At 69.8% G+C, this 26861-nt stretch carries 24 protein-coding genes and 2 riboswitches; of the genes, 5 read left to right on the top strand and 19 right to left on the bottom strand.

What is annotated here, in order from left to right:
• The 3 genes from IBL26_RS22110 to IBL26_RS25800 all read right to left on the bottom strand — a co-directional run.
• Positions 1-1423 (bottom strand): AAA family ATPase (locus tag IBL26_RS22110; protein WP_187786689.1); only part of this gene is annotated, 1423 nt, incomplete at its 3' end.
• Between the two features lie 37 nt (positions 1424-1460).
• The gene (locus IBL26_RS22115; protein ID WP_187786690.1) at positions 1461-2087 is read right to left on the bottom strand and encodes a DsbA family protein; all 627 of its coding nucleotides are present in this window, start codon (positions 2085-2087) and stop codon (positions 1461-1463) included.
• A gap of 161 nt (positions 2088-2248) precedes the next feature.
• Positions 2249-2824: a DUF721 domain-containing protein gene (locus IBL26_RS25800; RefSeq protein WP_367615489.1), complete on the bottom strand. Its 576-nt coding sequence runs from the start codon at positions 2822-2824 to the stop codon at positions 2249-2251.
• 71 nt (positions 2825-2895) lie between these two features.
• On the opposite strand from IBL26_RS25800, the gene IBL26_RS22125 reads away from it, so the two are divergent.
• Entirely contained in the window at positions 2896-3951 is a 1056-nt protein-coding gene (locus tag IBL26_RS22125) for an A/G-specific adenine glycosylase (protein ID WP_367615490.1), read from the top strand.
• Positions 3952-4209: 258 nt separating this feature from the next.
• Here IBL26_RS22125 and IBL26_RS22130 read toward each other — a convergent pair whose 3' ends face one another.
• Positions 4210-4764, bottom strand: coding sequence for a sugar O-acetyltransferase (locus IBL26_RS22130; RefSeq protein WP_187786693.1), 555 nt, complete (start codon positions 4762-4764; stop codon positions 4210-4212).
• Between the two features lie 147 nt (positions 4765-4911).
• Positions 4912-5631 carry a pyridoxamine 5'-phosphate oxidase family protein gene (locus IBL26_RS22135; protein ID WP_187786694.1) on the bottom strand — a complete coding sequence of 240 codons (720 nt, stop codon included), beginning with the start codon at positions 5629-5631 and terminating at the stop codon, positions 4912-4914.
• A 121-nt stretch (positions 5632-5752) separates the two neighbouring features.
• On the opposite strand from IBL26_RS22135, the gene pdxR reads away from it, so the two are divergent.
• Together pdxR and IBL26_RS22145 are read left to right on the top strand one after the other, a co-directional pair.
• Positions 5753-7213 carry a MocR-like pyridoxine biosynthesis transcription factor PdxR gene (gene pdxR / locus IBL26_RS22140; protein WP_187786695.1) on the top strand — a complete coding sequence of 487 codons (1461 nt, stop codon included), beginning with the start codon at positions 5753-5755 and terminating at the stop codon, positions 7211-7213.
• Between the two features lie 140 nt (positions 7214-7353).
• A complete protein-coding gene (locus IBL26_RS22145; protein ID WP_187786696.1) occupies positions 7354-7605 on the top strand; it encodes a DUF3072 domain-containing protein in 252 nt (83 codons plus the stop codon).
• Positions 7606-8041: 436 nt separating this feature from the next.
• On the opposite strand, the gene IBL26_RS22150 is transcribed toward IBL26_RS22145, so the two are convergent.
• The 3 genes from IBL26_RS22150 to IBL26_RS22160 form a co-directional block, all read right to left on the bottom strand.
• Positions 8042-9076: a site-specific DNA-methyltransferase gene (locus IBL26_RS22150; protein ID WP_187786709.1), complete on the bottom strand. Its 1035-nt coding sequence runs from the start codon at positions 9074-9076 to the stop codon at positions 8042-8044.
• A gap of 215 nt (positions 9077-9291) precedes the next feature.
• The gene (locus tag IBL26_RS22155; protein WP_187786697.1) at positions 9292-9915 is read right to left on the bottom strand and encodes a ribonuclease HII; all 624 of its coding nucleotides are present in this window, start codon (positions 9913-9915) and stop codon (positions 9292-9294) included.
• A 468-nt stretch (positions 9916-10383) separates the two neighbouring features.
• Positions 10384-10836, bottom strand: coding sequence for a GNAT family N-acetyltransferase (locus IBL26_RS22160; protein ID WP_187786698.1), 453 nt, complete (start codon positions 10834-10836; stop codon positions 10384-10386).
• A gap of 108 nt (positions 10837-10944) precedes the next feature.
• Between IBL26_RS22160 and IBL26_RS22165 the strand changes: the two genes are divergently transcribed.
• Positions 10945-12066: a DNA topoisomerase IB gene (locus IBL26_RS22165; RefSeq protein WP_241749683.1), complete on the top strand. Its 1122-nt coding sequence runs from the start codon at positions 10945-10947 to the stop codon at positions 12064-12066.
• A gap of 284 nt (positions 12067-12350) precedes the next feature.
• Here IBL26_RS22165 and IBL26_RS22170 read toward each other — a convergent pair whose 3' ends face one another.
• From IBL26_RS22170 to IBL26_RS22200, 7 genes are all read right to left on the bottom strand, one after another.
• Positions 12351-13130 carry a meso-2,3-butanediol dehydrogenase gene (locus IBL26_RS22170; protein ID WP_187786699.1) on the bottom strand — a complete coding sequence of 260 codons (780 nt, stop codon included), beginning with the start codon at positions 13128-13130 and terminating at the stop codon, positions 12351-12353.
• A gap of 66 nt (positions 13131-13196) precedes the next feature.
• The gene (locus tag IBL26_RS26015) at positions 13197-13769 is read right to left on the bottom strand and encodes an NUDIX hydrolase (protein ID WP_187786700.1); all 573 of its coding nucleotides are present in this window, start codon (positions 13767-13769) and stop codon (positions 13197-13199) included.
• Between the two features lie 302 nt (positions 13770-14071).
• Positions 14072-16957 carry an aminomethyl-transferring glycine dehydrogenase gene (gcvP, locus tag IBL26_RS22180; RefSeq protein ID WP_187786701.1) on the bottom strand — a complete coding sequence of 962 codons (2886 nt, stop codon included), beginning with the start codon at positions 16955-16957 and terminating at the stop codon, positions 14072-14074.
• Positions 16957-17331: a glycine cleavage system protein GcvH gene (gene gcvH / locus IBL26_RS22185; RefSeq protein ID WP_187786702.1), complete on the bottom strand. Its 375-nt coding sequence runs from the start codon at positions 17329-17331 to the stop codon at positions 16957-16959. Before gcvH ends, gcvP begins: the two co-directional genes overlap by 1 nt.
• Positions 17332-17343: 12 nt before the next feature.
• The gene (gene gcvT / locus IBL26_RS22190; RefSeq protein ID WP_187786703.1) at positions 17344-18450 is read right to left on the bottom strand and encodes a glycine cleavage system aminomethyltransferase GcvT; all 1107 of its coding nucleotides are present in this window, start codon (positions 18448-18450) and stop codon (positions 17344-17346) included.
• 43 nt (positions 18451-18493) lie between these two features.
• Positions 18494-18598: riboswitch (glycine riboswitch) on the bottom strand.
• Positions 18599-18700, bottom strand: a riboswitch (glycine riboswitch). It lies immediately after the preceding riboswitch.
• 83 nt (positions 18701-18783) lie between these two features.
• Positions 18784-19335 carry a hypothetical protein gene (locus tag IBL26_RS22195; protein ID WP_187786704.1) on the bottom strand — a complete coding sequence of 184 codons (552 nt, stop codon included), beginning with the start codon at positions 19333-19335 and terminating at the stop codon, positions 18784-18786.
• A gap of 138 nt (positions 19336-19473) precedes the next feature.
• Positions 19474-20457, bottom strand: coding sequence for a Bug family tripartite tricarboxylate transporter substrate binding protein (locus tag IBL26_RS22200; protein ID WP_187786705.1), 984 nt, complete (start codon positions 20455-20457; stop codon positions 19474-19476).
• A gap of 306 nt (positions 20458-20763) precedes the next feature.
• Here IBL26_RS22200 and IBL26_RS22205 point away from each other — a divergent pair, with 306 nt between their 5' ends.
• Positions 20764-21525, top strand: a complete 762-nt coding sequence (locus tag IBL26_RS22205) for a bestrophin-like domain (RefSeq protein ID WP_187786706.1) — start codon at positions 20764-20766, stop codon at positions 21523-21525.
• Between the two features lie 12 nt (positions 21526-21537).
• On the opposite strand, the gene IBL26_RS22210 is transcribed toward IBL26_RS22205, so the two are convergent.
• From IBL26_RS22210 to ftsY, 4 genes are all read right to left on the bottom strand, one after another.
• The gene (locus IBL26_RS22210) at positions 21538-22056 is read right to left on the bottom strand and encodes a GNAT family N-acetyltransferase (protein ID WP_241749684.1); all 519 of its coding nucleotides are present in this window, start codon (positions 22054-22056) and stop codon (positions 21538-21540) included.
• A gap of 592 nt (positions 22057-22648) precedes the next feature.
• Positions 22649-24136, bottom strand: coding sequence for a phospholipase D family protein (locus IBL26_RS22215; protein WP_187786707.1), 1488 nt, complete (start codon positions 24134-24136; stop codon positions 22649-22651).
• Entirely contained in the window at positions 24133-24900 is a 768-nt protein-coding gene (locus IBL26_RS22220) for an endonuclease/exonuclease/phosphatase family protein (RefSeq protein ID WP_187786708.1), read from the bottom strand. The genes IBL26_RS22215 and IBL26_RS22220 overlap by 4 nt, the downstream gene beginning before the upstream one ends.
• Positions 24901-25486: 586 nt before the next feature.
• Entirely contained in the window at positions 25487-26422 is a 936-nt protein-coding gene (gene ftsY / locus IBL26_RS22225) for a signal recognition particle-docking protein FtsY (protein WP_367615491.1), read from the bottom strand.
• Positions 26423-26861 lie beyond the last annotated feature (439 nt).

Below are 26861 nucleotides of genomic sequence, written 5' to 3' on the forward strand. Positions count from 1 at the left end.
CGGCCTCGGCGGCGGCATCGGTGGCCTCGGCCTGCTCGGCGGCGGCGGCGTCCAGCCGCTCCGGCAGCGCGGCGCGGACGGCCTCCAGCGCGGCGGCCTCGGAGCCCAGGCGGCCCTCGGCCTCGGCGGCATCGCGTTCCTGGCGGGTGGCGTGCTCCAGGTCGTCCTTCAACTGGGCGAGCCGGCCCTCAGCCTCGGCCAGCGCGGCGCGGGCGCGGCCTTCCTCGGCCTGGAGGTTTTCCGCCTCGACCCGGCGGCGCTCCAACGCGGTGCGGGCGATGGCCTCGGCCTCGCGCGGCGCCGGCAGGGCGCGTTCGGCGGCGAAGGCGCGGGTGGCGCCCTCGGTCGCCGCCGTCTCCGCCGCCTTGGTCGCGGCCTGGGACTGGGCGAAGCCGCGCTGGGCGTTGACCAGCCCGGTTTCCGTGCGGGCGAGCAGCAGGGAGAACAGCTCGGCCTCCGCCTGGCGGGTCAGGCCGGAGAGGTTGCGGTAGCGCGCCGCCTGCCGGGCCTGCCGCTGCAGCGACTGGCGCTGCACCTCCAGCTGGCCCTTCAGGTCGTCGGCGCGGGTCAGGTTTTGCTCGGCCTGCCGCAGCTTCAGCTCGGCCTCGTGCTTGCGGGCGCGCAGGCCGGCGATGCCGGCGGCCTCCTCCAGCACCTGCCGCCGTTCCTCGGGCTTGGCGGCGATCAGGGCGGCGACGCGCCCCTGGCTGACCATGGCGGAGGACCGGGCGCCAGAGCCGATATCGGCGAACAGGGTCTGCACGTCCCGCCCCCGCGCCTCGCGGCCGTTGATGCGGAAGCCGGTGCCCTCGCCGCGCACGATACGACGGGTGATCTCCAGCTCCGGCACCTGCTGGTTAGGCGGCGGGGCGAGGCCGGCCGCATCCTCCAGCATCAGCGTCACCTCGGCCTGGTTGCGGCCGGGGCGGGTGGCGGTGCCGGCGAAGATGACGTCGTCCATCTCGCCGCCACGCATGGCGCGCGCATTGGTCTCGCCCATGGCCCAGCGCAGGGCCTCGACCACGTTGGACTTGCCGCAGCCATTGGGACCGACCACGCCGGTCAGGCCGGGCAGCACATCGACGATGGTGGGTTCGGCGAAGCTCTTGAAGCCGGCGATGCGCAGGCGGACCAGGGTGGCGCGCAACGCGGCCTCCCGCGCCGCGGCCTCGGTGGCGGCATCGCGGGCGGGTTCGTCCGGGCCAGGATCGGGCTGACCAGGGGCAGGCTGAACGGCAGCTTGCTGGGTGGCATCGGTGGAGGGGCCATCCTGGACCTGGATGGCGCCATTGCCGGCATTACCCGCCCCGGCCGCCGCCGCGGAGGCGGCAGCTTGGGCAGGCTGCTGTTCGGGGCCCGGGCCAGTCTCCTGGTCCGGGGTCTCGGTCTGGGCGGAAAGGGCCGCCTTGTCACTCTCGCTCAAGCGTCGTCCGCTCCGCTGTCCCGTTCGTCCGCCCGGCTCAAGCCGCGTCGTTCGCCAGCTGCTGGAAGCGCTCGAAGCTCACGGCACCGGGCTGCGGCCGGCGGCCGAAGACGAAGGTGGGGGTGGAATTGATGTTGAATTCCTGCTGGCCCTTGGCGCGCATCTCCAGGATGCCGCGTGCCAGCGCCTGGTCCGCCACCGCCGCGTCCACCTGGGCGCGGGTCATGCCGGCCAGGGCGGCGATCTTGGCGATCTCACCGACATTGTCCGCACCGCGGGCGAAGGCCCAGCGGTCCTGGCTGGCGAGCAGCGCGCTGATGAAGCCTTCGTAGCGGTCCGCCGGCAGGGCACGCGCCACCTGGGCGGCGGCCAGGGCCAGCTGGTCCAGCGGGAAGTCACGCCACACCATCCGCACGGTGCCGTTGCCCACCAGCTCCTGCTTCACGCGCGGCCACACATCTTTATGGAAGGCGGCGCAATGCGGGCAGGTCAGGGAGAAATACTCCAGCACCGCCACCTTGGCGTCGGCCTTGCCCACGCTGCGGTCGCCGAGGCGCGGATCGGCGTCCTGCGCCCGCGCGGGGGTGGAGAACAGCACCGGGCCAAAGGCGACCGGGGCGAGCGCCACGGGAGCAAGGATCATCGAGCGGCGGGAAAGGGTCATGGAGCCTCCTGTCGGGGCAAGCGGTTCGGACACGGCGTCATCAACATGCATTCGCCAACCTATGCACGCCCTGGCATGGGCCTGGCACTGGCACGGGCTTGGCGACACAGGCAGGCAGATGGTGGCGGGCCAGCCCCGCCGCCAGGGCACCCCAGCCCGCGCTATCGGCGCCCCCGATAGACCCCCTGGGCCAATCTTGCCAGTGCCTCCCGCAGATCAGGGTCCGCGACCTCCTCCAGCGAGGCGGTCACATGCTGGGGCAGGTCCACCGGCTTTGGCTTGGGGGCCGGGCGCGGCGGCGCCTTCAGCGTGGCCTGGACGAAGCGCAGCCGCTCCACCAGCCCCTGTCCCATCGCCATGTTGATCCGGCTGATCAATTGCGGCGCCAGGTGCTGCAGCTCCATCGCCACCGGGCCGGAGCAGGCGATGGTCAGCGTGCCGCCGGTCAGGCCACGCGGCAGGGTCTGCGCCGCCATGACGGGCCCGACCACCGCCGGCCAGTCCGCGATCAGCTGCGCCGCCGCCGGGCTGCGCTTCTTGAAGGCCGGGCGGGTGACGCGCGGCAACAGTGCGGACACCGAACGCAGGCCGAGATCGGCCCGCCACGCCGGGCCTGTATCGGCCACCGGCGCGGCCGGGGTGGCCGGCTTCGGCGGCGCCCGCAGCGCGCCATTCTTCAGCGGCGCGGTGGCAGAAGCCGCGCCCTTGGCCGCAGCCTTCGCCCGCGCCGGCGCCACGCCGCCCGCTTTCGCATCTTTTCGCGCCGGGGGGGTTGATCCGCGGCGCCCTTGGCCCTCTTCCTGCATCCGTGTTGCCCGCCGCCTCCCTGCTGCTCGATTGGTACGACCGCCACCGCCGCACCCTGCCCTGGCGGGAGGCGACGCGTGACCCATACCGCATTTGGCTCTCCGAGGTCATGTTGCAGCAGACCACGGTGGCCGCCGTCGGGCCGCGCTGGCTGCGCTTCCTGGCTCGCTTCCCCGATGTCGGCACGCTGGCCGCCTCGCCCTGGGCCGATGTGGCGGAGGAATGGGCCGGCCTCGGCTACTACGCCCGCGCCCGTAACCTGCACGCCTGCGCCCAGGCCGTCGTGGCGCGCGGCGGCTTCCCCACCACCGAGGCCGGGCTACGCGAACTGCCCGGCATCGGCGCGTATACCGCCGCCGCCGTCGCCGCCATCGCCTTCGGGCGGGAGGTGGTGCCGCTGGATGGCAATGTGGAGCGGGTGACCGCCCGCCTCGCCGCCATCGAGGACCCGCTGCCCGGCGCGCGCCCCCGGCTCAACCGCCTGGCGCAGCATTGGATGGAGCAGCCGGCCGCCCGTGCCCGCCCCGGGGACTTCGTGCAGGCGCTGTTCGACCTGGGCGCCACCATCTGCGTGCCGCGCAACCCGGCCTGCGCCATCTGCCCCTGGCTGCAAGGCTGCGAGGGGCAGCGCAGCGGCATCGCCCCCACACTGCCGCGCAAGGCCGCCAAGAAAGCCCGGCCGCTGAAGCGCGGCGTCCACTTCCTGTTGCTGGACGGCGCCGGCCGCCTGCTGCTGCGCCGCCGCCCGCCGACCGGGCTGCTGGGCGGCATGCTGGAACTGCCCGGCACACCCTGGCGCGAGACACCCTGGACCGAAGCGGAAATCCCCCCCTTCGCTCCCCTGCCCGGCCTGACCTGGCGGGCACTGGATGGCGAGGCGAAGCACGGCTTCACCCACTTCGAACTGCACATGGCCCTGCGCGTGGCCACCTTGCCAAACAGCGACGCGCCGGACGGCGAATGGCTGACCCCCCAGGCCGCCCGCGCCGCCTTGCCAGGGACGATGCAGAAGCTGCTGGACCTGGCGGCTTCGGCGGGGGCGCTGCGGGAGGGATAGCGAAGGCCGGGGAATGAATTCCCCGGACCCCTTCTTTTGTTTCTGCGAGTTTGGCGTTGCGCTTCAGGACTGAGAGCGGACGCTGCTTGATGATTTTAATCATGGGCCACAAAGGCTGAACCGGCTGTCGCTGGAGGTCCAGGAGCTCCGGCGCACCCTGCCGTCCTCAAGACCGCGTCTTCAACAGCCACGCCCGTAACTGGAAGAAAGAAAAGAAGGAGTCTGGGGAATTCTTTCCCCAGCCTTCCGCTCCCCCACTCAAGGCCTTGGCCGCGCCGGATTGCCGACCACCGTGGTGCCGGCGGGCACGTCCCGCGTGACGACGCTGCCGGCGCCGATCAGCGCGTGGTCGCCGATGGTGACGCCGGGCAGGATGATGGCGCCGCTACCGATCCAGACATTGGCACCGATGGTTACCGGGCGGCCGAATTCCAGCATCTGGGCGCGCTGGGCCGGGTCGCGCGGGTGGTCGGCGGTCAAGATCTGCACGGCGGAGCCGATCTGCGTGCCGGCGCCGATGGTGACCTTCACCACGTCCAGGATGACGCAGTTGAAGTTCATGAAGGCGCCGGCGCCGAGATGGATGTTGTAGCCGTAGTCGCAGAAGAAGGGCGGGCGGATGTTCACGCCGTCACCGACCGCGCCGAAGGCTTCCCGCAGCAAGGCGTGCCGTGCCTCCGCCGGCAAGGTGCGGGAGGCGTTGTAGCGCTCCATCCAGGCCGAGATGCGCTGGTTGTCCGCGGCCAGCTCCGGGCAGTCGGCGATGTAGAGGTCGCCTGCCAGCATGCGCTGCTTCTGGGTCCGTTGGTCCATGGGGTTCCTCGCTCCAGGCATTGGCCCCGAGTGTAGCCCAATCCGACTGGACACGGAGGCCGGCCCGGCCGGGACGCCCTGGGCGGGCATAGCCCGGCTGCCTCCCGCCGGACCGATGCGGGCCGGTGAGTGCACCGGCCCGTGTGGTCAGGCCTTGTAAGCTTCGGCGTAGGCGTCCGTCAGCGCATCATCCAACAGGCGGCCGGCCTGGTAGTGGGCCAGGTCGGCGGTGCGCGCCACGCCGGGCATCAGGCGCGGGCAGGGTTCCGGCGCGCCGATGACGGTGCGGATGGGCAGGCGCTCGGCGTAGATGGGCAGCGCGTAGTCCTCGTCGTCATCCGCCACGCCCTTGGCGCGGATCTTGGCGGAGGCGCGCTCGATCTCCATCGCGATGACGGCGGTGGCCTTGATCTCCTGGTCCGTGCTCTGGCGCAGGCTCGCGGTGCGGTCGGGGAAGAAGCGATCCACCATCATCACCAGGGCGCGGCGCTTCTCCACCGGGTCCGTGACCAGCTTGGCCTGGCCGAAGGCCATGACGGAACGGTAGTCGGCCGAGTGGTTGAAGCCGCAGCGGGCCAGGACCAGGCTGTCCAGATGCGTCACCGTCAGGCAGGCGGGCTCGCCGGTGGAGAGGTTGCGCAGCATGCGGCTGGCGCTGCTGCCGTGCCAGTACAGGGTGGTACCCTCACGCCAGAACAGCGTCGGCGTGCAGTAGGGCTGGCCGTCGATGACGTAGGAGACGTGGCAAAGCGCCGCGGCGTCCAGCAGGGCGTGCACCGTCTCATGGTCATAGAAGCCGCGGTCGTGGCGGCGCTTCACCCGGTTGCGGGCATCGACTTCATAGGCAGGGGCGTCGGTGGTGCTCATGGCAGGCCTCTATCGGGCGGCACGGGTGCCGCCCGGGGTGGGGCATGGCCGCGCCAAAGTTTTGACAACGCATCTTCGCGCCGGGAAAGTGGTTGCTGCGAGGTCCAATCCGGGGCGCGATATGCCAACCACTTCACATGACAAGCCGGGCGACCTGCTGGACATCCCATTGGTGCTGGACCGCGCGGCAGGGCCGCAATCCAGCCAGGTCCATGCCGGGCTGCGCGCCGCCATCCTGGGCGGGCGGCTGGCGGCGGGGCTGCGGCTGCCCTCCAGCCGCTCCCTGGCCAGCCAGCTCGGCGTGCGGCGGAACGCGGTGGTCACCGCCTATGAGCAATTGCTGAGCGACGGGCTGGCCGAATCCCGCATCGGCGCCGGTACCTACGTGGCCGCCCTGGTGCCCAGCGGGCCAGTGCCGGACACTGTGGAAGGCCTGCCTCCTGAGGCCACGGGCCTGCCGCCCGCCCCCGGCCAGGGCGCCTTCGCCGTCGGGCGTACGCATGCGGACCCGGCGCTGCTGGCGCAGTTCGGCCGCGCGGTGCGGCGCCGCCTGGCCACCGACCCCATCCATTTCGGCTATGGCGACCCACGCGGCAGCGAGGAGCTGCGCGCCGCCATCGCCACGCACCTGGCCGCCACCCGCGGCATACGCTGCGAGCCCGGGCGCATCCTGATCACCAGCGGTACGCAGCAGGGGCTGCGGCTCTGCGCCGAGACGCTGCTGCGGCCGGGCGACCCGATCTGGATGGAGGACCCCGGCTACCCCACAGCGCGCCGCATCTTCGAGGCGGTGGGCGCCCGTCCGGTACCGGTGCCGGTGGACGCCGCCGGGCTGGACGCCGCCGAGGGCCGCCGCCGCGCGCCCGGGGCCCGGCTGGCCTATGTCACCCCCTCCCACCAGTTCCCCACCGGCGTCACCATGAGCATGGCGCGGCGCATCGCCCTGCTGGACTGGGCGCGGGAGGCCGATGCCTGGGTACTGGAGGATGATTACGACAGCGAGTTCCGCTACGCCGGCCCGCCGCTGACGGCGCTGGCGGGCATCGATGGGCATAGCCGGGTGCTGTATTTCGGCACCTTCTCCAAGACGCTCTTCGCCGGGCTGCGCATCGGCTACGTCGTGCTGCCACCGGCGTTGCTGGGACGCATCGCCGCCACGCGGATGGTCAGCGACCGCTTCCCGCCCACCTTGCTCGGCAGTGCGGTGGCCGAGCTGATGACCGGCGGTGGCTTCGCCGCGCATATCCGCCGCATGCGCTCCCGCTACCGTGCGGCGCGGGACCTGGTGGCCGAGACAATTGAGCGTGCTTCTGGCGGGCTGTTGCGGGTGGATGTGCCGGACCATGGCCTGCACCTGCTGGCGCTGTTGCCGGCGGGCTGGGCGCCCGGTGCGGCGCGGCAGATTCGCGCCGCCGCCGGCATCGAGGCCTGGCTGCTGAGCGACACCAGGATGGAGCAGACCACCACGGATGGCTTCGTCCTCGGCTTCTCCGGCCACGCGCTGCCGGCACTGCGGCGGGCGGGGGAACGGCTGGGCGAGGCGGTGCGCGTGTATGCACTGGCTGGGGAGGCTGGTGGCTGAGGAATGAAGGCCGGGGCAGGAATTCCCTGGGCCCGCTTCTTTTATCTATCGGTTTGGCAGGCCTTCGGTCTGCCGGAGGTGTCACGCAACCTCGGCCGTCCTGGTCCGTTATGGAACGGATAGAGAACAAGGAACCCGCCATGGCTCGCGACACCGCTCCTGATCCGAAGACCGCCTCCAAGGCGCCGGACGCCGACGTGCCGACCAACACCGTCAAGGACCCGGAGAATTGGACCACCGGCGACGAGACGATGACTGGCGCCCAGGCGAGCTACCTGCAAACCCTGTGCGAAGAAGCTGGCGAGGAATTCGATGCCTCGCTAACCAAGGCGGAAGCCAGCAAGCGGATCGATGCGCTGCAGGCCAGCACGGGGCGCGGCCGTAACCACTGACGCGGAAGGCCGGGGCGGTTTTCTCTCGGTATCCAGGTCTCTGACATCGTGCCGCCGGGCGCTGATCGATGTTCAGGCTGAAGAGAGAAGGAAGGTCAGGGGAAGGAATTCCCCTGAAACCCCTTCTTTTTTCTGTCTGTTGGCGCGGGCCTCAGGTGCGGCCTTGAGAAAGGTCATGCGCCACTTGGGCTGAACCAGTAGCCCCTGGAGTCGCTCTGGCCTTGGCGCAGAAAGCTGACGCCGCCACATTCACGCCCGAAAGACTGGCAGAAAAAAGAAGGGGCCAGGGGAATTCCTTCCCCGGCCTTTCCTCCCAATGTCCCCGAGGGTTCGCCGCAGCGGTTCCGCATGACTTCAGAGCACCGGCGGCGGGATTGCGATGGCGGCGTCGCAGCGTCATGCGCAGCGTGGCAAACAGGCAAAAGCCCTGCCCAGCCTAGGCCCCCATGCTGCCGGCAATTTCCGTCCGCAACTCGTCCAGCAGGCGCAGCGAGCCATCGCGGCGCTCCACATGCCAGAACAGCCAGCCATTGCAGGATGGCGCTTCCTGCACCGCCGCGCCCACCTGGTGGATGGAGCCGCTGGCGGCGCCACAGCGCAGCGAACCATCGGCGCCGACCTGGGCGACGAAGCGCTGGTGGCGGTCCACCAGCCGGCTGCCCGGCGGCACCATGCCGCGCTCCACCAATGCGCCGAAGGGAATGCGTGGCTGCTCCCGCTTCGTCGGCGTCACCAGCATCGCGGATTCGGAGAGCGGCTCGATCGCGTTGATGCGGGCGCGGGCGGCGGCGGCGTAGGTCGGGTCCCGCTCGATGCCGATGTAGCGGCGGCCGAGCCGGCGGGCGACGGCGGCCGTGGTGCCGGAGCCGAGGAACGGGTCCAGCACCACATCGCCGGGCGAAGTGCAGGAGAGGATGACTCGGTGCAGCAGCGCTTCCGGCTTCTGCGTCGGGTGGACCTTCTGGCCCTTCTCGTCCCGCAGCCGCTCCCCGCCGGTGCAAAGGGGGATGAACCAGTCGCTGCGCATCTGCGTGTCGTCGTTCAGCGACTTCATGGCGGTGTAGTTGAACTTGTAGCGGCTCTCCTGCCCGCGCGAGGCCCAGATCATCGTCTCATGCGCGTTGGTGAAGCGGCGGCCGCGGAAGTTCGGCATCGGGTTGGCCTTGCGCCAGATGACGTCGTTCAGAATCCAGAAATCCAGGTCCTGCAACGCGGCGCCGAGGCGGAAGACGTTGTGGTAGCTGCCGATCACCCAGATCGTGCCGTCCTTGCGGAGCACGCGCCGCGCCTCGGTCAGCCAGGCGCGGGTAAAGGCGTCGTAAGCGGCGAGGTTGGTGAAGCGGTCCCAGTCATCGTCGACGCCATCGACGACGCTTTCATCCGGGCGCCGGAGCTCGCCCTTCAATTGGAGGTTGTAAGGCGGGTCCGCGAAGATGGCGTGCACCGAGGCCGGCGGCAACGCCCGCAGCATCTCGATGCAATCCCCTTCCAGGATGCAGTCCAACGGCAGATCCAACCCCGTCCCCACGCCGTCGAAACCCCCGTAGACGCCATCGGCCGCGGCAAGGCCGGCGGCGATTCACTTGCCAATGATAATCCCCGAAGCGCCGCCAGGCGGTCATGAACCGGCCCGGCGCGACCGCAGCGACTCGAAGCGCCGAGAATGCGTCGGCGTGAGTCAGCACGTCAAGACAGGGCGAGAAGCATCTGATCCACGGGACCGAATCCCTTCCGGTGATGCGGGGTGGGGCCCAGCCGCTCCAGCGCCTCCCGGTGCGCCGCCGTGGGGTAGCCGGCATGGCGGGCGAAGCCGTAGCCCGGCCAGCGCGGGTCCAGCCGCGTCATCGCCCGGTCCCGCGTCACCTTGGCCAGGATGGACGCGGCGGCGATGGAGAGGCTGAGGCTGTCCCCCTTCACCACGCAGCGCACGGCGCAGGGCAGGCGCGGCGGCTGGTTGCCATCCACCAGCGCCAAATCCGGCAACAGGCGCAGCCGGCCAATGGCGCGCGCCATGGCCAGGTGCGTCGCCCGCAGGATGTTCAGCCGGCCGATCTCCACCGCACTGGCGGCACCCACGGCACCATCCAGCACCCCCTCCAGCATCGCGGCGCGCAAGGCCGCGAAGGCGGCTTCCCGCCGTTTGGCATCCAGCTTCTTGCTATCGTCCAGCAGCAGGGCCAGCGCCGCCGGCGGCGGGGCATGGAACACCACGGCCGCCGCCACCACCGGGCCAGCCAGCGGGCCACGCCCAGCCTCATCCACCCCCGCCACGCGGCCGCCCGCAGCGATCTCCAGCAGGTAATCCGGCATCAGGGGAACTCAGGCACAGCATGCATGAGAGGGGCATACGCCGCGCCTCCGCGCCGCCGCAAGCACGCGGTTGCGATAGGGGTGCTTGCCTCAGCTCACCGCTCAGATCCCCGGCAGGGGCGGCAAGTGCAGGGGTGCCGCTGGCTGCCGGTTCAGGTGACGGACTTTGGGGACAGGAGAAGGCCGGGGAAAGAATTCCCCGGACCCCTTCTTTTTCTGCGAGTTTGGCGAAGCGCTTCAGGACTGAGAGCTGGCGCTGCTTGATGATTTTATCAATGGGCCACGCGGGCTGCACCGTCAGTCGCCGGAGGTCTAGGACCTCCGGCGCACCCAGCCGTGTCTCAAGCGCACCCGCCCAAAGGGCCCGCCCTCAAACTCGAAAAAAGAAGATGGGTCCGGGGAATTCGTTCCCCGGCCTTGCTTCCTTCCCCGCTTCCCGCCCAGGCCGGTCGATGAACGACCCTCGGGTCAGAGCTTGAGGTCGTAGGTCCGCCACGGCGTCAGTTGCGCCACGCGGTCATACACGGCGCGGCCACGGTAGTTGTTATCCGCAGTGATCCAGCGGATCAGGCTCCACCCCTTCTGCCGGCCGACTTCGCCGACGGCGGCGATCAGCGCATCCGCCACCCGCTGGCCACGGGCGGAGGGGTCGACGAACAGGTCATCCAGGAAGCCGCCGGTGGTGGCGGAGAGCGGGCGGGCGAAGGGGCGGTAGTGGGCGATGCCCACGGCCTGGCTGCCGGAGAAGGCGATGAAGCCCTGCACTTCGTGCGCCGGGTCCTGAATCCAGCCCCAGACGCGGGCGCGCATCTCGGCTGTCTGCTCGGTGCGGTAGAAGTTTGCGTAGCCGGCGTAGAGGCCTTCCCAGGCTTCGCGGTGGCTTTCCTCCATCGGGATGATGCGGAGGTTTTGGTCGGACATGGCGGAACCCTTTCCCGGCGCGGCGGAACCGATGCTGGCCACCGTGCGTTTCATCCGCACCCGCGCTGCCAAGGACGAGACGCCAGAGGCGCGGCGTGAGAATCGCAGATGCGGATGCTGGACACCATGCTGACTGAAGCGGCCGCCACGGTCGAGCCACCCCCGCCCTCCCCCCGCGCTGTCGAGGTGGATGCGGCGAGCGCCGCGGGGCTGCGGCACGTCTCGGACGAGGGTCCGGGCATCAGCCGGCGCCGCAGCGGCACGGGCTTCGCCTACCGGGATGCCAAGGGCGCAGCGGTGCGGGACAAGGCGGTGCTGGCGCGCATCCGCAAGCTGGCCATCCCCCCGGCCTGGAGCGATGTGTGGATCTGCCCCCGCGCCAACGGGCACATCCAGGCCACCGGCCGCGATGCGCGCGGGCGCAAGCAGTACCGCTACCACCCCGATTGGCGGATGGCGCGGGATGCGACGAAGTACGAGCACATCATGGAATTCGCGCACGGCCTGCCCCGGCTGCGCGCGCGCGTGGCAGCGGATATGGCCAGGCGCGGCCTGGGGCGGGAGAAGGTGTTGGCGACGGTGACGCACCTGCTGGACACCACGCTGATCCGCGTCGGCAACGAGGATTACGCCCAGGCCAACCAGAGCTACGGCCTGACGACGCTGCGCAACCGCCACGTCGCCGTGGAAGGCGGCGAGTTGCGCTTCGACTTCAAAGGCAAGAGCGGCAAGATGTGGAAGCTGCGCCTGCGCGACCGGCGCGTGGCGAAGGTGGTGCGCGCCTGCCAGGAACTGCCAGGCCAGGAGCTGTTCCAGTACATCGACGAGGACGGCGCGCGCCAGACCGTCGATTCCGCCGACGTGAACGCGTATCTGCGCGAAGCCAGCGGGCGGGACATCACCGCCAAGGATTTCCGCACCTGGGCCGGCACCGTGCTGGCGGCAATGGCGTTGGGCGAGTTCGAGAAGTTCGACAGCGCCACAGCCGCGAAGCGCAACGTCAAGGCCGCGATCGAACGCACCGCATCCAGGCTGGGCAACACGCCGACAATCTGCCGCAAATGCTACGTCCACCCCGAAGTGCTGGACAGCTACATGCAAGGCGCCCTGCTGGTTCAGGTGAAACGCGAAGTCGAAGCCGAATTGCGCGACGACCTGGAGGAACTGCGGCCAGAGGAAGCCGCCGTACTGGCATTCCTACGGCAGAGGCTGGCGCGCGCGGTGGGGTGAGGAGGCGCGCGCTAATGATGGAGGAAGGCCGGGGAAAGAATTCCCCGGAGCCCCTTCTTTTCTTTTTTCAAGTTTTTAGGGCGAGGCTGATGAAAGGGGTCTCTTGTTCGCAGCCCCGCCGGTTCGCGCCAGAAGTCCTGGACCTTCGGCGACTGAGAATTCAGCCCGTTTGGCCTAATTCTCAATATGCCTCAATAGGCCCGCCCTGCGCCCTGACGCGCAACACCAATCTCGCAGAAAAAAGATGGGGCCTGGGGAATTCTTTCCCCAGCCTTCCCTTCCCCTCAAGCCTGCTTCGGCTGCCCGTTGGAGGCGGAGAGTCCGCCATCCACCGGCAGGTTGACGCCATTGACGAAGCGGGCGTCGTGGCTGGCCAGGAAGGCGATGACGTCAGCCACTTCCTCCGGCTCGGCGCCGCGGCCCATGGGGATGCGGTCGGCGAAGCGGGCCATCAGGTCTTTGTCGTCCTTCATGTCGGCCGTCATGTCCGTCATGGTCAGGGCGGGGTTCACGGCGTTGACGCGCACGCCCTGCCCGCCCAGTTCCAGCGCCAGGGCGCGGGTCATGTTGGTCACGGCGCCCTTGGCGGTGTTGTAGACGCTCATGTTCCAGTCGCCGCCGAGGCCGGAGACGGAGGAGGTGTTGACGATGTTGCCTTGCACCTTCAGCAGTTCCGGCAACACGGCGCGGGTGCAGAAGAACACGCCGTCCAGGTCGGTGGCCATCACGCGCCGCCAGTCCTCCACCGAGGTTTCCAGAAAGGGGCCGCTGGTGGCGATGCCGGCGTTGTTCACCAGCACGTCGATGCGGCCGAAGCGTTGCAGCGTGGCCTGGGCCAGCCCTTCGGCCTCGTCCTGGTTGGAGACGTCGGCCACGTGCACCATGCTGCGCTCGGCTGGCATGGTGGCGGCGATCTTCTCCAGCTTCTCGCGTGTCCTTCCCACCAGCACGACGGCGGCGCCGTCCCGGCCGAAGCGCTGTGCCGTGGCGGCGCCGATGCCAGAACCGGCACCGGTGACGATCACGACCTTGCCGTCAAACCGGGCTGGCTGAAGCTCTGCCATCAGGATTTTCCTTGTTGCCTGCTGGCAAAGGAACGCCCGCGCGCCACCGGGGTTGAGGCATGGCCCTCAGGGCCGTAGCGAGAGGTCCAGCCGCCCCGCCGCGGACAATGCCATCACCAGGGCGGAGACATGCATCGCCTGCGCCAGCAATCCGGAATTGAGGCCGGAAAGCACGCCGGCCAGCGGCAGGGTTTCCACCGCGATGTCCTCCCCGGCTTCGTGCGCGGTCTCGGCGGTGGGCACGGCGTCCAGCGCCAGCACGGTGTGGCACAGGTTGCGGTGGGTGGCGGTGTTGGGGTGCAGGCTGCACACATGCTGCAGGCGGGAGGAGGTGAAGCCGGTTTCCTCCCGCAACTCCCGGGCGGCGGTGTCCACGGGGCTGGCGTCGCCGGCATCCATGGCGCCGGCCGGCAGTTCCAACGTGCGGGCTCGGGCGCCGTGGCGGTACTGGCGCACCAGCACCAGGCGGTCATCCGGCGTCAGTGCCACCACCTGCACCCAGTCGGGGTAGGCGAAGGTGTAGAAGGGGTCCAGCACATTGCCCCGCGCATCGCGGCAGGCATCGGCCGTGACGTCGATCCAGCGGTCACGCAGCGCGGTGCGGGAGGACAGGACCTCCCAGGGGGCGAATTCAGTCACGTTGCAGGGTCCCGGTCCGCAGTTGCCGGGCATGCTGCGCTGAAAGGGTGAGCGTGGCCAAGGGGGGTGTGGCCACCTTGGGCTAGCGACCGGGGAGGAAAGTCGGCCCGGCACCCCCGGTGTCAGCCAGCCGAAGCCCCTGGCGGCCAAGGCCCCGCTCGCCAAAAGCACATGCAAGATATTTAGAAGACAAAGCCGCCCGGGCTGCACGCACAGGCGCCCGCACTCAAGGCGGGGTCTGGGGTGGCACTGCCACCCCAGCGGGGTCCAGGGGCGGCGCCCCTGGGCCCTTCTTCAGCGCGTCACTCGGCCGCGATCTGCTGCGCGTTGGCGTATTCCTCCAACGGCGCGCAGGTGCAGATCAGGTTGCGGTCGCCATAGACGTTGTCCACCCGCTTCACCGGCGGCCAGTACTTGCGCGCGGCGACGTAGGGCAGCGGGAAGGCCGCTTCCTCACGCGAGTACGGGTGCGACCAGTCCGACGCCATCACTTCGGCGGCGGTGTGGGGCGCGTTCTTTAGAGCATTGTCCACCTTGTCCATGCGGCCCTGCTCCACCGCGCGGATTTCGCCGCGAATGGAGATCATGGCGTCGCAGAAGCGGTCCAGCTCGGCCTGGGTCTCGCTTTCGGTGGGCTCCACCATCAGCGTGCCGGCAACGGGCCAGGACATGGTGGGGGCGTGGAAGCCGTAATCCTGCAGGCGCTTGGCGATGTCCTCGACCAGCACGCCGCCGCCCTGCTGGAAGCCACGGCAATCCAGGATGCACTCATGCGCCACCATGCCGCGCGCGCCCTTGTAGAGCACGGGGAAGTGCCCATCGAGCCGCTTGGCGATGTAGTTGGCGTTGAGGATGGCGACCTGGGTGGCCTTGGTCAGCGCTTCCGGGCCCATCATGCGGATATAGGCGTAGCTGATGGGCAGGATGGAGGCGCTGCCGAACGGCGCCGCCGAGACCGGGCCGTAGCCGGTGGCCGGGCCGGCTTCCGCCAGCAGCGGGTGGTTCGGCAGATGCGGCACCAGATGCGCCGCGACGCCGATCGGGCCGACGCCCGGGCCGCCGCCGCCATGCGGGATGCAGAAGGTCTTGTGCAGATTGAGGTGGCAGACATCGGCGCCGATGCGGCCGGGGGCGGTGAGGCCCACCTGCGCGTTCATGTTGGCGCCGTCCATGTAGACCTGCCCGCCCGCCGCGTGCACGGCGTCGCAGATGCGGACGATCTGTTCCTCGAACACGCCGTGCGTGGACGGGTAGGTGATCATCAGCGCCGAGAGCTTTTCGGCGTGCTGGGCGATCTTGGCGTCCAGGTCGGTGAGGTCGACGTTGCCGTCCTTGTCGCAGCCCACCACCACCACGCGCATTCCCGCCATCGCGGCCGAGGCCGGGTTGGTGCCGTGGGCAGAGGACGGGATGAGGCAGATGTCGCGCCCATCCTGGCCATTCGCTTTGTGGAAGGCGCGGATGGCCAGCAGGCCGGCATACTCGCCCTGGCTGCCGGCATTGGGCTGCAGCGAGACGCCGGCGAAGCCGGTGATGGCGGCCAGCCAGCTTTCCAGCCGGCGGATCATCTCGATATAGCCCTGCGCCTGGTCGGCCGGCACGAAGGGGTGGATGTTGCCGAAGCCGGGGAAGGTGACGGGGATCATCTCCGCCGTCGCGTTCAGCTTCATCGTGCAGGAACCGAGCGGGATCATGCTGCGGTTCAGCGCGACGTCCTTGTCCTCCAGGCTCTTCAGGTAGCGGAGCATGGAGTGCTCGGCGTGGTGGGTGTGGAACACCGCCGCCGTCAGGATGTCGGACTGGCGGCCCAGCGCGGCGGGAATGCCGCCCTTGGGTTCTCCCAGCTTGCCGCCGAGGATGTTGGCCAGCACGTCCAGTTCGGCGCGCGTGACGGTCTCATCGAGCGCGATGGAGACGGCGCCATCCAGCTTGCGAAGGTTAAAACCCTGCTCGAAGGCGGCGTGGTAGATGGCGTCGGTCTTCGGGCCGGTCTCGATGGTGATGGTGTCGAAGAAGCCATCGTGGCGCAGCGTCAGGCCGGCGGCGGCGGCGGCACCGGCTAGCAGGCGGGCCTGCAGGGCGACGCGGCCGGCGATGCGGCGCAGGCCCTCGGGGCCATGCCACACGGCGTACATGCCGGCCATGACGGCCAGCAGCACCTGCGCGGTGCAGATGTTGGAAGTCGCCTTCTCGCGCCGGATATGCTGCTCGCGCGTCTGCAGCGCCAGGCGCATGGCGGGCTTGCCGGCGGCATCGAGCGAGACGCCGACCAGGCGGCCCGGCATCAGGCGCTTATAGGCGTCCTTCACGGCCATGAAGGCGGCGTGCGGGCCGCCATAGCCCATCGGCACGCCGAAGCGCTGGGAGGAACCGATGACGACATCGGCGCCCATCTCGCCCGGCGGCGTCAGCAGCACCAAGGAGAGCGGGTCGGCGGCGACGATGGCGAGGCCACCGGCGGCCTGCACGGCGGCGATCTCGGGCGCGATGTCGCGCACCTCGCCGGTCGTGCCCGGATATTGCAGCACCAGGGCGAACGGCTTCTGCGCGGCGCAGGCTTCCGCAACGCCGGCGGGTGCCACCGTTTCCACCGTCAGCCCCAGCGGCTCGGCGCGCGTGCGGATGACGGCGGCGGTCTGCGGGTGCACGTCGGACGCGACGAGGATGGTGCGGGACTTGCCCTTGGTGGCGGCGAAGGCAATGGCCATCGCCTCGGCGGCGGCCGTCGCTTCATCGAGCAACGAAGCGTTGGCGACGGGCAGGCCGGTCAGGTCGGTGACCATGGTCTGGAAGTTGACCAGCGCCTCCAGCCGCCCCTGGGCGATTTCCGCCTGATAGGGGGTGTAGGCGGTGTACCAGCCCGGGTTCTCCAGCACGTTGCGCAGGATCACCGGCGGCACATGCGTGCCGTGGTAGCCGAGGCCGATCAGCGACTTCCGGATGACGTTCTTCTCGGACAGCGCGCGCAACTCGGCGATGACCTCCGCCTCGTTCACCGGCGGCGGCAGCGCGGAGAAATCCTGGCCACGGATATCGGCGGGGACGGTGCGGTCAGCCAGGGCATCCAGGCTGTCCGCGCCCACCACCTTCAGCATCGCCGCGATCTCGGCCCCCGACGGGCCGATATGCCGGGCGGCGAAGGCGCCGTGATCTTCCAGCGCCGTCAGCGCGTCGAGGGCCTTGCTCATCAGAGGGCGTCCACGAAGGCGGCGTATTCGGCTTCGCTCATCAGCGCGTCGATGGCGCCGATGTCGGACGGCTCGATCTTGAAGAACCAGCCATCGGTGGTCGGCGCGGAATTGGCGAGCGCGGGATCATCCACCAGCGTCTGGTTGGATTCGACGATCTTGCCGGCGATCGGGGCATAGACGTCGGACGCCGCCTTCACGCTTTCCACCACCGCGATGGCTTCCTCGGCCGCCACGTCACGGCCGGCTTCCGGCAGCTCGACGAAGACGATGTCGCCGAGCGCGTTCTGCGCGTGGTCGGTGATGCCGATGGTGGCCACGCCACCCTCCAGCTTCACCCATTCATGGTCCTTGGTGAACTTGATCTCGGCCATCGGGGCGGGTCCTTATCGGGCGTAGCGGTGGGGAACGAAGGGGGTGGCGGCGACACGGGCCGGGGAGGCCTTGCCGCGCACCATCAGGTCGAGCGCCGTGCCATCGGCGGCGTGTTCGCGCGCCACGTAGCCCATGGCGCAGGGGCCGTTCAGCGTGGGGCCGAAGCCGCCGCTGGTGATGTCGCCCACCACATCCGCACCGACCTGGATGGGGGTGTGGCCACGCGCGGGCTGGCGGCCATCCGGCAGGATGCCGACGCGCAAGCGCTTCGGGCCATTATCAAGTTCCTCGCGCACCCGCTCGGAACCAGGAAAATTCCACTCGGTGCGGCGGCGCTTGCCGATGGTCCAGACCAGGTTGGCCTCGACCGGGCTGGTCGTCTCGTCGATGTCGTTGCCGTAGAGGCAGAGGCCGGCTTCCAGCCGCAGCGAGTCGCGCGCGCCGAGGCCGGCGGCGGTGGCACCCGGAAGGGCCAGCAGCGCGCGGGCCAGCGCCTCGGCCTGCTCGGCCGGGACGGAGATCTCCACCCCATCCTCGCCCGTGTAGCCGCTGCGGCTGACCAACGTCTGGATGCCGGCGATCTCGACCGCCAGCACATCCATGAAGCGCATGCCGGCGATGGCAGGCGCCAGCGTGGCGAGGGAGGACACGGCGGCCGGGCCCTGGAAGGCCAGCAGCGCGCGGTCCGGCATCCGCTTCAGCGTGACGCCGGCGGGCAGCGCGGCCTCGATGGCGGCGGAGTCCACGTCCTTGCGGCTGGCATTCAGCACGAGGAAGAGGCGATCCCCGAGATTGGCGACCATGAAGTCGTCCAGGATGCCGCCGCTCCTGGTGGTCAGCAGGCCGTATTTCTGCCGGCCGGGCTTCAGGATCTGCACATCGGCGGGCGTCAGGCGCTCCAGCGCCGCGGCGGCGCCCTCACCCACCAGCTCGGCCTGCCCCATATGGGAGACGTCGAACAGCGCGGCGCCGGCGCGGGTGGCCAGGTGCTCGGCCATGATGCCGGCCGGGTACTGCACGGGCATGGCATAGCCCGCGAAGGGCACCATGCGCGCGCCCAGCTCCCGGTGCAGGGAGGCCAGGGGGGTTTCCAGAAGCGTCTCGTTCGAATCGGCCACGCAGCCTCCATCACCGCGCTCACGCGCGGCGGGTCAGGGTTCGTGGCCCCCCTCTGTCCGATGACCTGAGAGATTCAGCGCGGGCGTTACGCGCCTTACTCCGTCGGTGCCATTGCCCTTGCACAGGCTCCGGGCTTTCCAGAGGTCCCTTCTCCACGCGGCCCTTCTGCCTGAGCGTTTCCGGGGGCCGGTTGCGCCTTCGGCGACAGCACCCCAGACCTGGGGCGCCATTCTCTCCCGCGTGGGATCAACGGGTAGCGCCTCTCTGCCCCAGCGGCGGGCGGGGCGCAACATGAATAGCGGCAACTGGCTCCGGGCGGCACGCCTGCGGCGTCAGGCCACGGTGCGAGCCCGGGCGCGCGCCGGGTACCAGCCGGTGAAGGTCACCGCCGCCACCAGCGCCAGCACAATCGCCAGCATGCCGATGCGCGGCGGCAGCCCCGGCACATACAGCAAGGCCAGCTCGGCCAGCACCATGACGGCGAAGGCCAGCGCCCAGGCGCCGGTGATGACGTAGTTGGCACGCAGGAAGGCGGCGCTGTCCCAATGCTCGCTCGCCACCTGTTCCCGCGCGTATTGCAGGGTGAAGGGCTTTCCCATCGCCATGGAGAGCAGCACGATCGCCAGCAGCCCGGCATCGACGACCAGGCGAACGGCGATGACCGACCAGTTGGGGTGCGCGAACACCGCGTACAGCGCCAGCGCGCCGAACAGCACCGTGGTGCCCACTTCCAGGATCTTGACCACCCGGCCAGGACGGACCCAATCCCGCGCCAGCAGCGCGAGGGAGACGGCGGCGCCGCCGATCAACCCCTGGGTCGGGCCCAGCAGCCGGTCCAGCACCGCGAAGACGATGAAGGGAATGAAGGCCAGCAGGATGTTCATCGGGGATGCCTCCTCCTCTGGGCGCCCGGGACTGCGCCCGCCGCCCGGAGGAAGAGTAGACAAGCCAGGGACGATGCGACACCGCAATATTCAGCCACGGCCAGGCCGTGGCCAGCGCCTCCGCCCTGGCCGGCCCGGCTATTGCAGCCGGATGTTGCGGCTGCGGATCACCTCCCGCCACTTCGCGTTCTCGGCCGCGAAATAGGCGGGGAAATCCTCCGCCGGCGTCACCGTCGGCATCACCGCCAGGGGCTGCAGGCTGGCCCGCACCTCGGGCGAGTTCATCGCCGCTGCCACCGCCGCGTTGATGCGCTTCAGCAGCGCCTCCGGCACCCCGGCCGGGGCCAGCAGGGCGATCTCCTCCACCACCTCGAAGCCTGGGAAGCCGGATTCGGCCACGGTCGGCACGTCGGGCGCGAAGGCGGAGCGCTCCCGCGTCGTCACCGCCAGCGCCCGCACGTCGCCGGACTGCATCTGCGGCAACACGCCGGACGCCGCCATGACGATCAGCTGCGCCTCGTTGGTCATGATGGCCTGCACGGCCGGCGCGCCGCCGCGATAGCCGACATCGGCCACCTCGATCCCCGCCGTCTGCAACAGCAGCTCCGTCGCGAGGTGGGAGGAGGAGCCGGCACCCGGATTGGCGTAGACGATCCGCCGCCCCTGCCGCGCCAGCGCGACGAATTCCTGCAGGTTGCGCGCCGGAAGTTCCTTCGACACCGCCAGGAACATCGGCATCGACGCCACCAGGCCGATGCCGGCGAAGGCGCGGTCGTTGTCGTAGGGCAGTTGGTACAGGTAAGGCGCCATGGCGTAGACGCCGGCGGGCGCGAAGAACAGCGTATAGCCATCCGGCCGCGAGCGGGCCACCGCACCGGCCCCGATGGTGCCGGCGGCGCCGGCCTTGTTCTCCACCACCACCGGCTTGCCGAGGTCCGTGCTCAGCCGCTGCGCCAGGATGCGCGCCACGGTGTCGGTGGAGCCACCGGCCGGGAACGGCACCACGATGGTAACCGTCCTTTCCGGCCACGCAGCCTGGGCCCTGGCCACGCCGGGGCTGAACAAGCCCAGCGCCGTGGCACCGAGAACGCCGCAGGCCGCGGCGCGTCGGGTCAGCTTCATCCGGATCGTCCTTCTCGTGTTCCCGCCGCCCGGACTTCCCGCCGGGTCGGCCCGGCCTTCATAGCGCGGCAGCCACCCGTCGCGCGAGCGGAACGAAACGGCGCCGGGCGGCGTGCCGTGGATCGGCTGGAGCGGGAGAAGGCTGGGGAAGGCACTCCCCAGGCCCCTTCCTTTTTTCAGCGGGTTTTGGGCGCGCCTTCCTTGGCAATCTGGGCCAGGGGCGCGGTCCCACCCACCGGATGAGCATTGCTTTTAGATTCGCTCTCGCATCATCCTGGCCGGGGCGACTGGCGGAGGCGGGGCGAGATGATATCGCAGGAAGCCATGGTCGCCGCGCTGATCTTCGTGCTGCTGGGCGCGGCGGCGCTGTGCAGCCTGCTGCTCTACGACCGGCTGCCCCGCCGCTACCATCACGAGGAGACCGGCAGCGTCGTCCGCCTCGTCTCCAATCTCTTCGTGATGATGACGTCGCTGGTGCTGGGGCTGATGGTCAATTCCGCCAAGAACACCTTCGAGGCGGTGGACCACAACGTGCACGTCATCGCCACCGAGATCATCCTGCTCGACCGCACGCTGCGCCAGTACGGGCCGATGGGAGATGAGAGCCGCCAGCACCTGCGCGCCTACACCGAATGGGCCGTGACGGCGACGGCACCGGCCGCGGACCCGCTGCTGGTGGGGGACCGTGCCTCGGAACGGCTGCTGCTGGCGGTGGGCACCAGCCTCGGCGGCATGCGGCTGAACGACGATGAGCACGCGGCGCTGTGGCACAGCGCGCGGGAAGGCTACCAGCATATCGTCGAGCTGCGCTGGGCACTGGTGGAGCAGGCGGAAGGCACCATCCCGATGCCGTTCCTGGCCATGGTGGTGGCCTGGCTGGTCTTCATCTTCGCCAGCTTCGGCTACCGCTCCCCCCGCAACGTCGTGGTGGTGGGATCGCTGCTGTTGTCGGCCGGGCTGATCGCGGGGTCGATCTACCTGATCCTCGACATGGACGTGCCGTTCAGCGGCCTCATCCAGGTGGAGGATACGCCGATGCGCCGCGCCCTGGCCGAGATGGCGCCCTGAACGCCGCGCCGCTCAGCCGGCCCGCGCATCCCGCGCCATGAAGCTGGCCTGCGCGTCGTAGGACAGCACGCGCAGGCGGATGGCCTCGTCCCGCACCACCTCAAAGCCCTGGCGCCGCCAGAACGGCACGGAGCCATTGACCGCCACCAGCGACAGCGTCTTCAACCCCGCCGCCCGCGCCACCGCCACCAGCCGGGCGACGATCTGGCCACCCAGCCCGCCGCCCCGCGCGGTATCTGCCAGGGCAATGTCGTGCAGGTAGTAGGTGTCCGCCGCCGCTGGCAGCGCCTGCAGCAGCGTATTCAACGTCGGCGGCTCGCCAAAGCGCCAGGGGTGGCTGAGCGCGTAGCCGTGCAGCCCGCCCTGCCCCGCCAGCACGAAGCAGCCGGCCGGATACAGCGCCAGCCGTTCCGCGAAGACCGCCGGGTCCTCCGGATAGGCCGGGTGGACCTCCTGGCTGATACCTAGCACCGCCGGCAGATCCGCCGTGCCCATCGGGCGCCATTGCAAATGGGATGCGGAACTGTCCATTGCCCCGTCCTGTCCGGTTTTATCCGTCAGGGCAAGGCCAGGGGGATGCAATTGCTTGTCGCCGCGTCTCAGGCAGTCCCGGCAGTGCGCATCGTTGCGATGCCTGCGGGCGTGGCGGTCGTCCCATCCGGCGGGTCCTTGATCAGCGTTGCGCGGCCAGCCAGAGGAATGGCTCGGAAGCAAGCATGCTGTCTTGCCGAGGATGGATCGACACTCAGCGCGAGACAGGAAGGCCGGGGAAGGAATTCCCCGGGCCTCTTCTTTTCTTTCTGCGAGTCTTCAGGGCATGGCTGTCGAAGCGTCAGGCTTCCAGGCCTTCGCCAGGGTCGCGCATAAAGCGTGATGCATTCTTGTTCGCGCACCATGCTTCCGTCCTTATTTGGTCGCGCGATTCCGCTTTTCGGTGCTTCCACCTCCAAGCCACCACACTCCGGCGCCCACGACCGTCCGGGAAGGCCGGCGGCCCAGACTCCCAGGATCTGTCGGCCCCAAAGCCCATCGCCAACTGACAGAACAGAGATGGGGTTTCAGGGGAATTTATTCCCCTGAACTTGCCTGGACGCCTCTACCTCGAATCCCGCGCCACCCAGGCTCAGAGCTGCGCTTCCACCGGCAGCCACTTCACCACGCGCGCCAGCATCCGCCGGCCAAGATTGGCTTCCGGCTCGTGCGGGCTGGTCTGGTCCTCATCGGTCCAGAACATCTTCCGGCCCTGCATCCACACGCGGTAGCTACGGTCCGGCTCGGTCAGGCGCTGCTGCTCCTGGCGAAGTTCCTCGGCCAGGTCGGGATGCTCGACGAACGCTCCCATCTCGGTATTCAACCGGGCGGAGCGCGGGTCGAGGTTGAAGGAGCCGACGAAGACCGTCCGCCCATCCACCGCCAGCGCCTTGGTATGCAGGCTGGCGCCCTTGGAGCCGAAGACGCCGCCATTGCGCTTGGTGGTGCGCTTCAGCTCGAACAGCTTCACGCCCAGTTCCAGCAGCCGGGGGCGGTAGCGGGCGTAGCCGGCATGCACGGCCACCACATCCGTCGCAGCCAGCGAGTTGGTGACGACGGTGACATCCACCCCGCGCTGCACCAGCGCCTCGAACATCGCCATGCCGCCCTCGCCCGGCACGAAGTATGGCGAGATGACCAGCGCCTCCCGCTCCGCCGACATCAGGGCCCGGCCGATATGCGGCGCCATGCAGCCGGTGATGCCACGCCCCTTGGCCTTCGCCGGCGGGTCGGACACCACGCGCACCGCATCATCCGCCTTCAGCAGTGTCAGGTCGCGCAGCGCGGCCTCGGTCTCGCGCAATTCCTCCAGGTAGGGGGCGGCCTTGTCCTCGGTCGGCGTTTCATCCAGCCGGACGCGCAGGCGGCCCAGCGCTGCCTCGCTCAGGTCGCGGCCGGCGCGGAAGCGCTCCACCGGGCAGGCCAGGCTGCTGGACCAGAAGCTGTCGAACACCGCCTGGGCCTGCGATGCGGCCTCCCCGGCAATGATCAGGTCAAGGTCGCGGAAATTGAAGTCGCCGGCGGCGTCGAAATAGCTGTCGGCGATGTTGCGGCCGCCGACGATGGCCAGCTTGCCATCCACGACCCAACATTTGTTGTGCATGCGGTGGTTGAGATGCCAGCCCCCCATGGCGAATTCCAGCGCCAGGCCGAACTGGCCGAGGAAGCGGAAGCGGCGGGAATTGAACAGCCGCACCTCGATGCGCGGATGCGCCGCCAGCGTGGCCAGCAGCGCGTCGCCGGACAGGGCGTAGCTGTCATCCAGCAGCAGCCGGACGCGGACGCCCCGATCGGCCGCCTGCAGCGCCTCCCGCGCCATCAACCGGCCGGTGACGTCCTCCATCCAGGTGTAGTAGAGCAGGTCCAGCGTCCGCCCGGCGGCGCGGGCGGTGCTGGCGCGTGCCATGAACGCCTCCAGCCCCAGCCGCAGCAGCGTGATGCCGGTGCGGGCCCCCGCCTTGTCCAACCCCCGCGCCACCATCTCGTCCAACCGGGACAAGGCCGGGCCCTCGGCCGCGCGGATCGGCGCGGGCGGCGGCGGCGCGCCCCAGGGGGCGGGTGGCGGCAGGGTATCGCTCATGCGGCGGCGGCCACGTCGGCCTGCTGCTCCTGGCCGGCCAGCAGGTTCAACCGCGCGCGCAGCGGCAGATGGTCCGACGCCTGGCGGGCCAGCGGCGTGTCATGCGCATGCACGTCGCTGACAATGCCGCGCGGCCAGCCCAGGATCCGGTCCAGCGCCAGCACCGGCAGGCGGGACGGGAAGCTGGCCGGCCCCAGGCCCATCGAACCGAATAACGGCTCCAGCAGCCGGAGCGAGGACCGGCGCCCCGGGCGCCACTCGTTCAGGTCGCCCATCATGATCGTCGGCATCTCGTCGCGCCGGGCGATGGCTTCCAGGATGGCGGCGCCCTGGCGCATGCGGCAGCGCCGCAGCAGGCCGAAATGCGCGGCGACCACGCGCAGCCGCCCCGCCGGCATCTCGAGCTCGGCAATCACGGCACCACGCGGCTCCGCCCCCGGCAGGGACAGGCAGTGGATATCTACCAACGTACCCTCCCGTACCAGCAGGGCGTTGCCGTGCCAGCCATGGCCATCCGGCAGGCGGGAAATCGGCAGCAGGGACAGCCCCTCCCGCTTCAGCGCCGCCATGTCCAGCAGGCCGACGCGACGGCCGAAGCGCTTGTCCGCCTCCTGCACCGCGACGATGTCGGGGTTCATCTCGGCAATCACGCGGGCAATGCGGTGCGGGTCGAACTTACGGTCCACGCCGACGCATTTGTGCACGTTGTAGGACGCGACCGTCAGCGTATTCCGCTGCGGGGGAGCACTGGCAGGCTTGCTCATGCGGCGATCCGGCACACCAGGCGTGGCCTCCTCTCGGCGAGGCGCCATCCGGGCAGGAATGCCGGCGCCTGCGCGGAATCTAGGAACGCACGGGGGGCGATCCAAGCGCCAAGGCATGGCAGTTGGGCCGCGTCCAGCGAAGGGGTGCCGTGTTCCACACCGCCCTAAACCCCCGAAAGCGGCGAAAGCTTCACATTGAGTTTCGGCAAGATTTACAGCGCGGCCACTTGCCAAGGCTAAGCTTGGTGGGGTGTCGTGGCTGTTGGGGGGGTGAAGGCCGGGGAAGGAATTCCCCGGACCCTTCTTTTCTTTCTGCGAGTTTGGTGGGGCGCTTCAGGCCGAGGGCAGCACCATTGATGATATTCAAAATGGCTTACAAGGGCTGAACAGGCAGTCGCAGGAGGTCCATAACCTCAAGCGCACCCAGCCCTTTCTTGCCGGAAACCGCTCAGCAGCCGCACCTGAAACTCGAAAAAAAGAAGTAGGGGCCCGGGGAATTCTTCCCCCGGCCTTCCTGGCCGACCATCAACCGCAACAGCGTATCCAGAGGGAGATGCCCGGCGCCCGCCAAGCCAGTGGCCGGCCGTCAGTCGAGCCCAAGCAGGGAGCGCGAAAAGTCCCGGGCCGAGAAGGGCCGGAGGTCGGCGGCTTTCTCGCCAACGCCCACGGCGTGAACGGGCAGGCCGAATTCCTGGGCCAGAGCGACGACGATGCCGCCTTTGGCGGAGCCATCCAGCTTGGTCACCACCAGGCCGGTCACGTTCACCATCTCGGCGAACACCTTGCATTGCTGGGTGGCGTTCTGGCCGGTGGTGGCGTCCAGCACCAGCAGCACGGAGTGCGGCGCGGTGGGGTCGACGCGTTGCATGACGCGGACCACCTTGCGTAGCTCTTCCATCAGCGCGGATTTGTTGTGCAGGCGGCCGGCGGTGTCCACCAGCAGGATATCGGTCTGCCGCTCCTGCGCCTGCTTCAGGGCGTCGAAGGCCAGGCCGGCGGCATCGGCGCCCTGCTTGGCGGGGGCGACGACATCGCAGCCGGTGCGGCTGCCCCAGATCTGCAACTGCTCGACGGCGGCGGCGCGGAAGGTATCCCCGGCGACGAAAGTGACCTTCTGGCCGGCCTCGCTCCACTGCTGGCCGAGCTTGGCGATGGTGGTGGTCTTGCCGGTGCCGTTGACGCCGACGACGAGGACGACATGCGGCTTGCGGCTGGTGTCGATCTCCAGCGGCCTGGCCACGGGGGCGAGGATGGCGCCGATCTCCGCGGCCAGGGCCTCCTTCACCTCCTGGTCGGTGACTTCCTTGCCGAAGCGGCTTTTGCGGAAGTTCTCGACGATGCGGCCGGCGGCGGAGACGCCGAGATCGGCGGTGATGAGGGCTTCCTCCAGCTCCTCCAGCGCCTCGTCATCCAGCTTGCGCTTGGTGAACAGGCCGGTGAGGCCATCGGTCAGCCGGCCGGTGGAGCGGGAGAGGCCTTGCTTCAGCCGGCCAAACCAGCCGGTGCGGGCTTCCTCCGCCACCGGGGCGGCGGCCGGGGTGCTGCCGGCGGTGGTCCAGATGGCGGATGGCGGCGTCGGGCTGGCCGGCACAGGGCTGGCTGGCGTGGCGAGCGCCTGGGTCGGGATGACCGGCGGTGGCGCGGGCGGCGTGATGTCCGGCTGTACCGGCGGCGTCAGCGGCTGCGGTACCGGCGGCGGCACTTCCTGCGGCAGGTTGGCCGGGCGCGGACCGGCTGGGGCCGGGATTTCCGCCGGCGGGTGTGCCGGGGTGTGGGCAGGCTGCGCCGGACGTTCCTGCGGCACGGGCTGCCAGGCCGGCGGCACCGGCTGGGACGGCCCAGGCTGCGGCGGTACCGGCTGCGGCGGTACCGGCTGGGCCGGGGGCACAGGCTGCGGCGGCACAGGCGTGGCGGGAACGGGCGTGGCGGGAACGGGCGCTGGCGCGGGCGGCTCCCGCCCC

Source organism: Teichococcus aerophilus, assembly GCF_014490485.1.
Classification (GTDB): Bacteria; Pseudomonadota; Alphaproteobacteria; order Acetobacterales; family Acetobacteraceae; genus Pseudoroseomonas; species Pseudoroseomonas aerophila.

Coding starts and splice junctions, on each gene's coding strand:
- IBL26_RS22115 (WP_187786690.1), bottom strand. CDS start 2,087: ATGACCCTTTCCCGCCGCTCGATGATCCTTGCTCCCGTGGCGCTCGCC.
- IBL26_RS22210 (WP_241749684.1), bottom strand. CDS start 22,056: ATGGACAGTTCCGCATCCCATTTGCAATGGCGCCCGATGGGCACGGCG.
- IBL26_RS22205 (WP_187786706.1), top strand. CDS start 20,764: ATGATATCGCAGGAAGCCATGGTCGCCGCGCTGATCTTCGTGCTGCTG.
- IBL26_RS22155 (WP_187786697.1), bottom strand. CDS start 9,915: ATGCCGGATTACCTGCTGGAGATCGCTGCGGGCGGCCGCGTGGCGGGG.
- IBL26_RS22170 (WP_187786699.1), bottom strand. CDS start 13,130: ATGGCAGAGCTTCAGCCAGCCCGGTTTGACGGCAAGGTCGTGATCGTC.
- IBL26_RS22200 (WP_187786705.1), bottom strand. CDS start 20,457: ATGAAGCTGACCCGACGCGCCGCGGCCTGCGGCGTTCTCGGTGCCACG.
- IBL26_RS22220 (WP_187786708.1), bottom strand. CDS start 24,900: ATGAGCAAGCCTGCCAGTGCTCCCCCGCAGCGGAATACGCTGACGGTC.
- IBL26_RS22165 (WP_241749683.1), top strand. CDS start 10,945: ATGCGGATGCTGGACACCATGCTGACTGAAGCGGCCGCCACGGTCGAG.
- IBL26_RS22195 (WP_187786704.1), bottom strand. CDS start 19,335: ATGAACATCCTGCTGGCCTTCATTCCCTTCATCGTCTTCGCGGTGCTG.
- IBL26_RS22135 (WP_187786694.1), bottom strand. CDS start 5,631: ATGAGCACCACCGACGCCCCTGCCTATGAAGTCGATGCCCGCAACCGG.
- IBL26_RS22130 (WP_187786693.1), bottom strand. CDS start 4,764: ATGGACCAACGGACCCAGAAGCAGCGCATGCTGGCAGGCGACCTCTAC.
- pdxR (WP_187786695.1), top strand. CDS start 5,753: ATGCCAACCACTTCACATGACAAGCCGGGCGACCTGCTGGACATCCCA.
- IBL26_RS22160 (WP_187786698.1), bottom strand. CDS start 10,836: ATGTCCGACCAAAACCTCCGCATCATCCCGATGGAGGAAAGCCACCGC.
- IBL26_RS22145 (WP_187786696.1), top strand. CDS start 7,354: ATGGCTCGCGACACCGCTCCTGATCCGAAGACCGCCTCCAAGGCGCCG.
- gcvP (WP_187786701.1), bottom strand. CDS start 16,957: ATGAGCAAGGCCCTCGACGCGCTGACGGCGCTGGAAGATCACGGCGCC.
- IBL26_RS22150 (WP_187786709.1), bottom strand. CDS start 9,076: ATGCTGCGGGCGTTGCCGCCGGCCTCGGTGCACGCCATCTTCGCGGAC.
- gcvH (WP_187786702.1), bottom strand. CDS start 17,331: ATGGCCGAGATCAAGTTCACCAAGGACCATGAATGGGTGAAGCTGGAG.
- IBL26_RS22215 (WP_187786707.1), bottom strand. CDS start 24,136: ATGAGCGATACCCTGCCGCCACCCGCCCCCTGGGGCGCGCCGCCGCCG.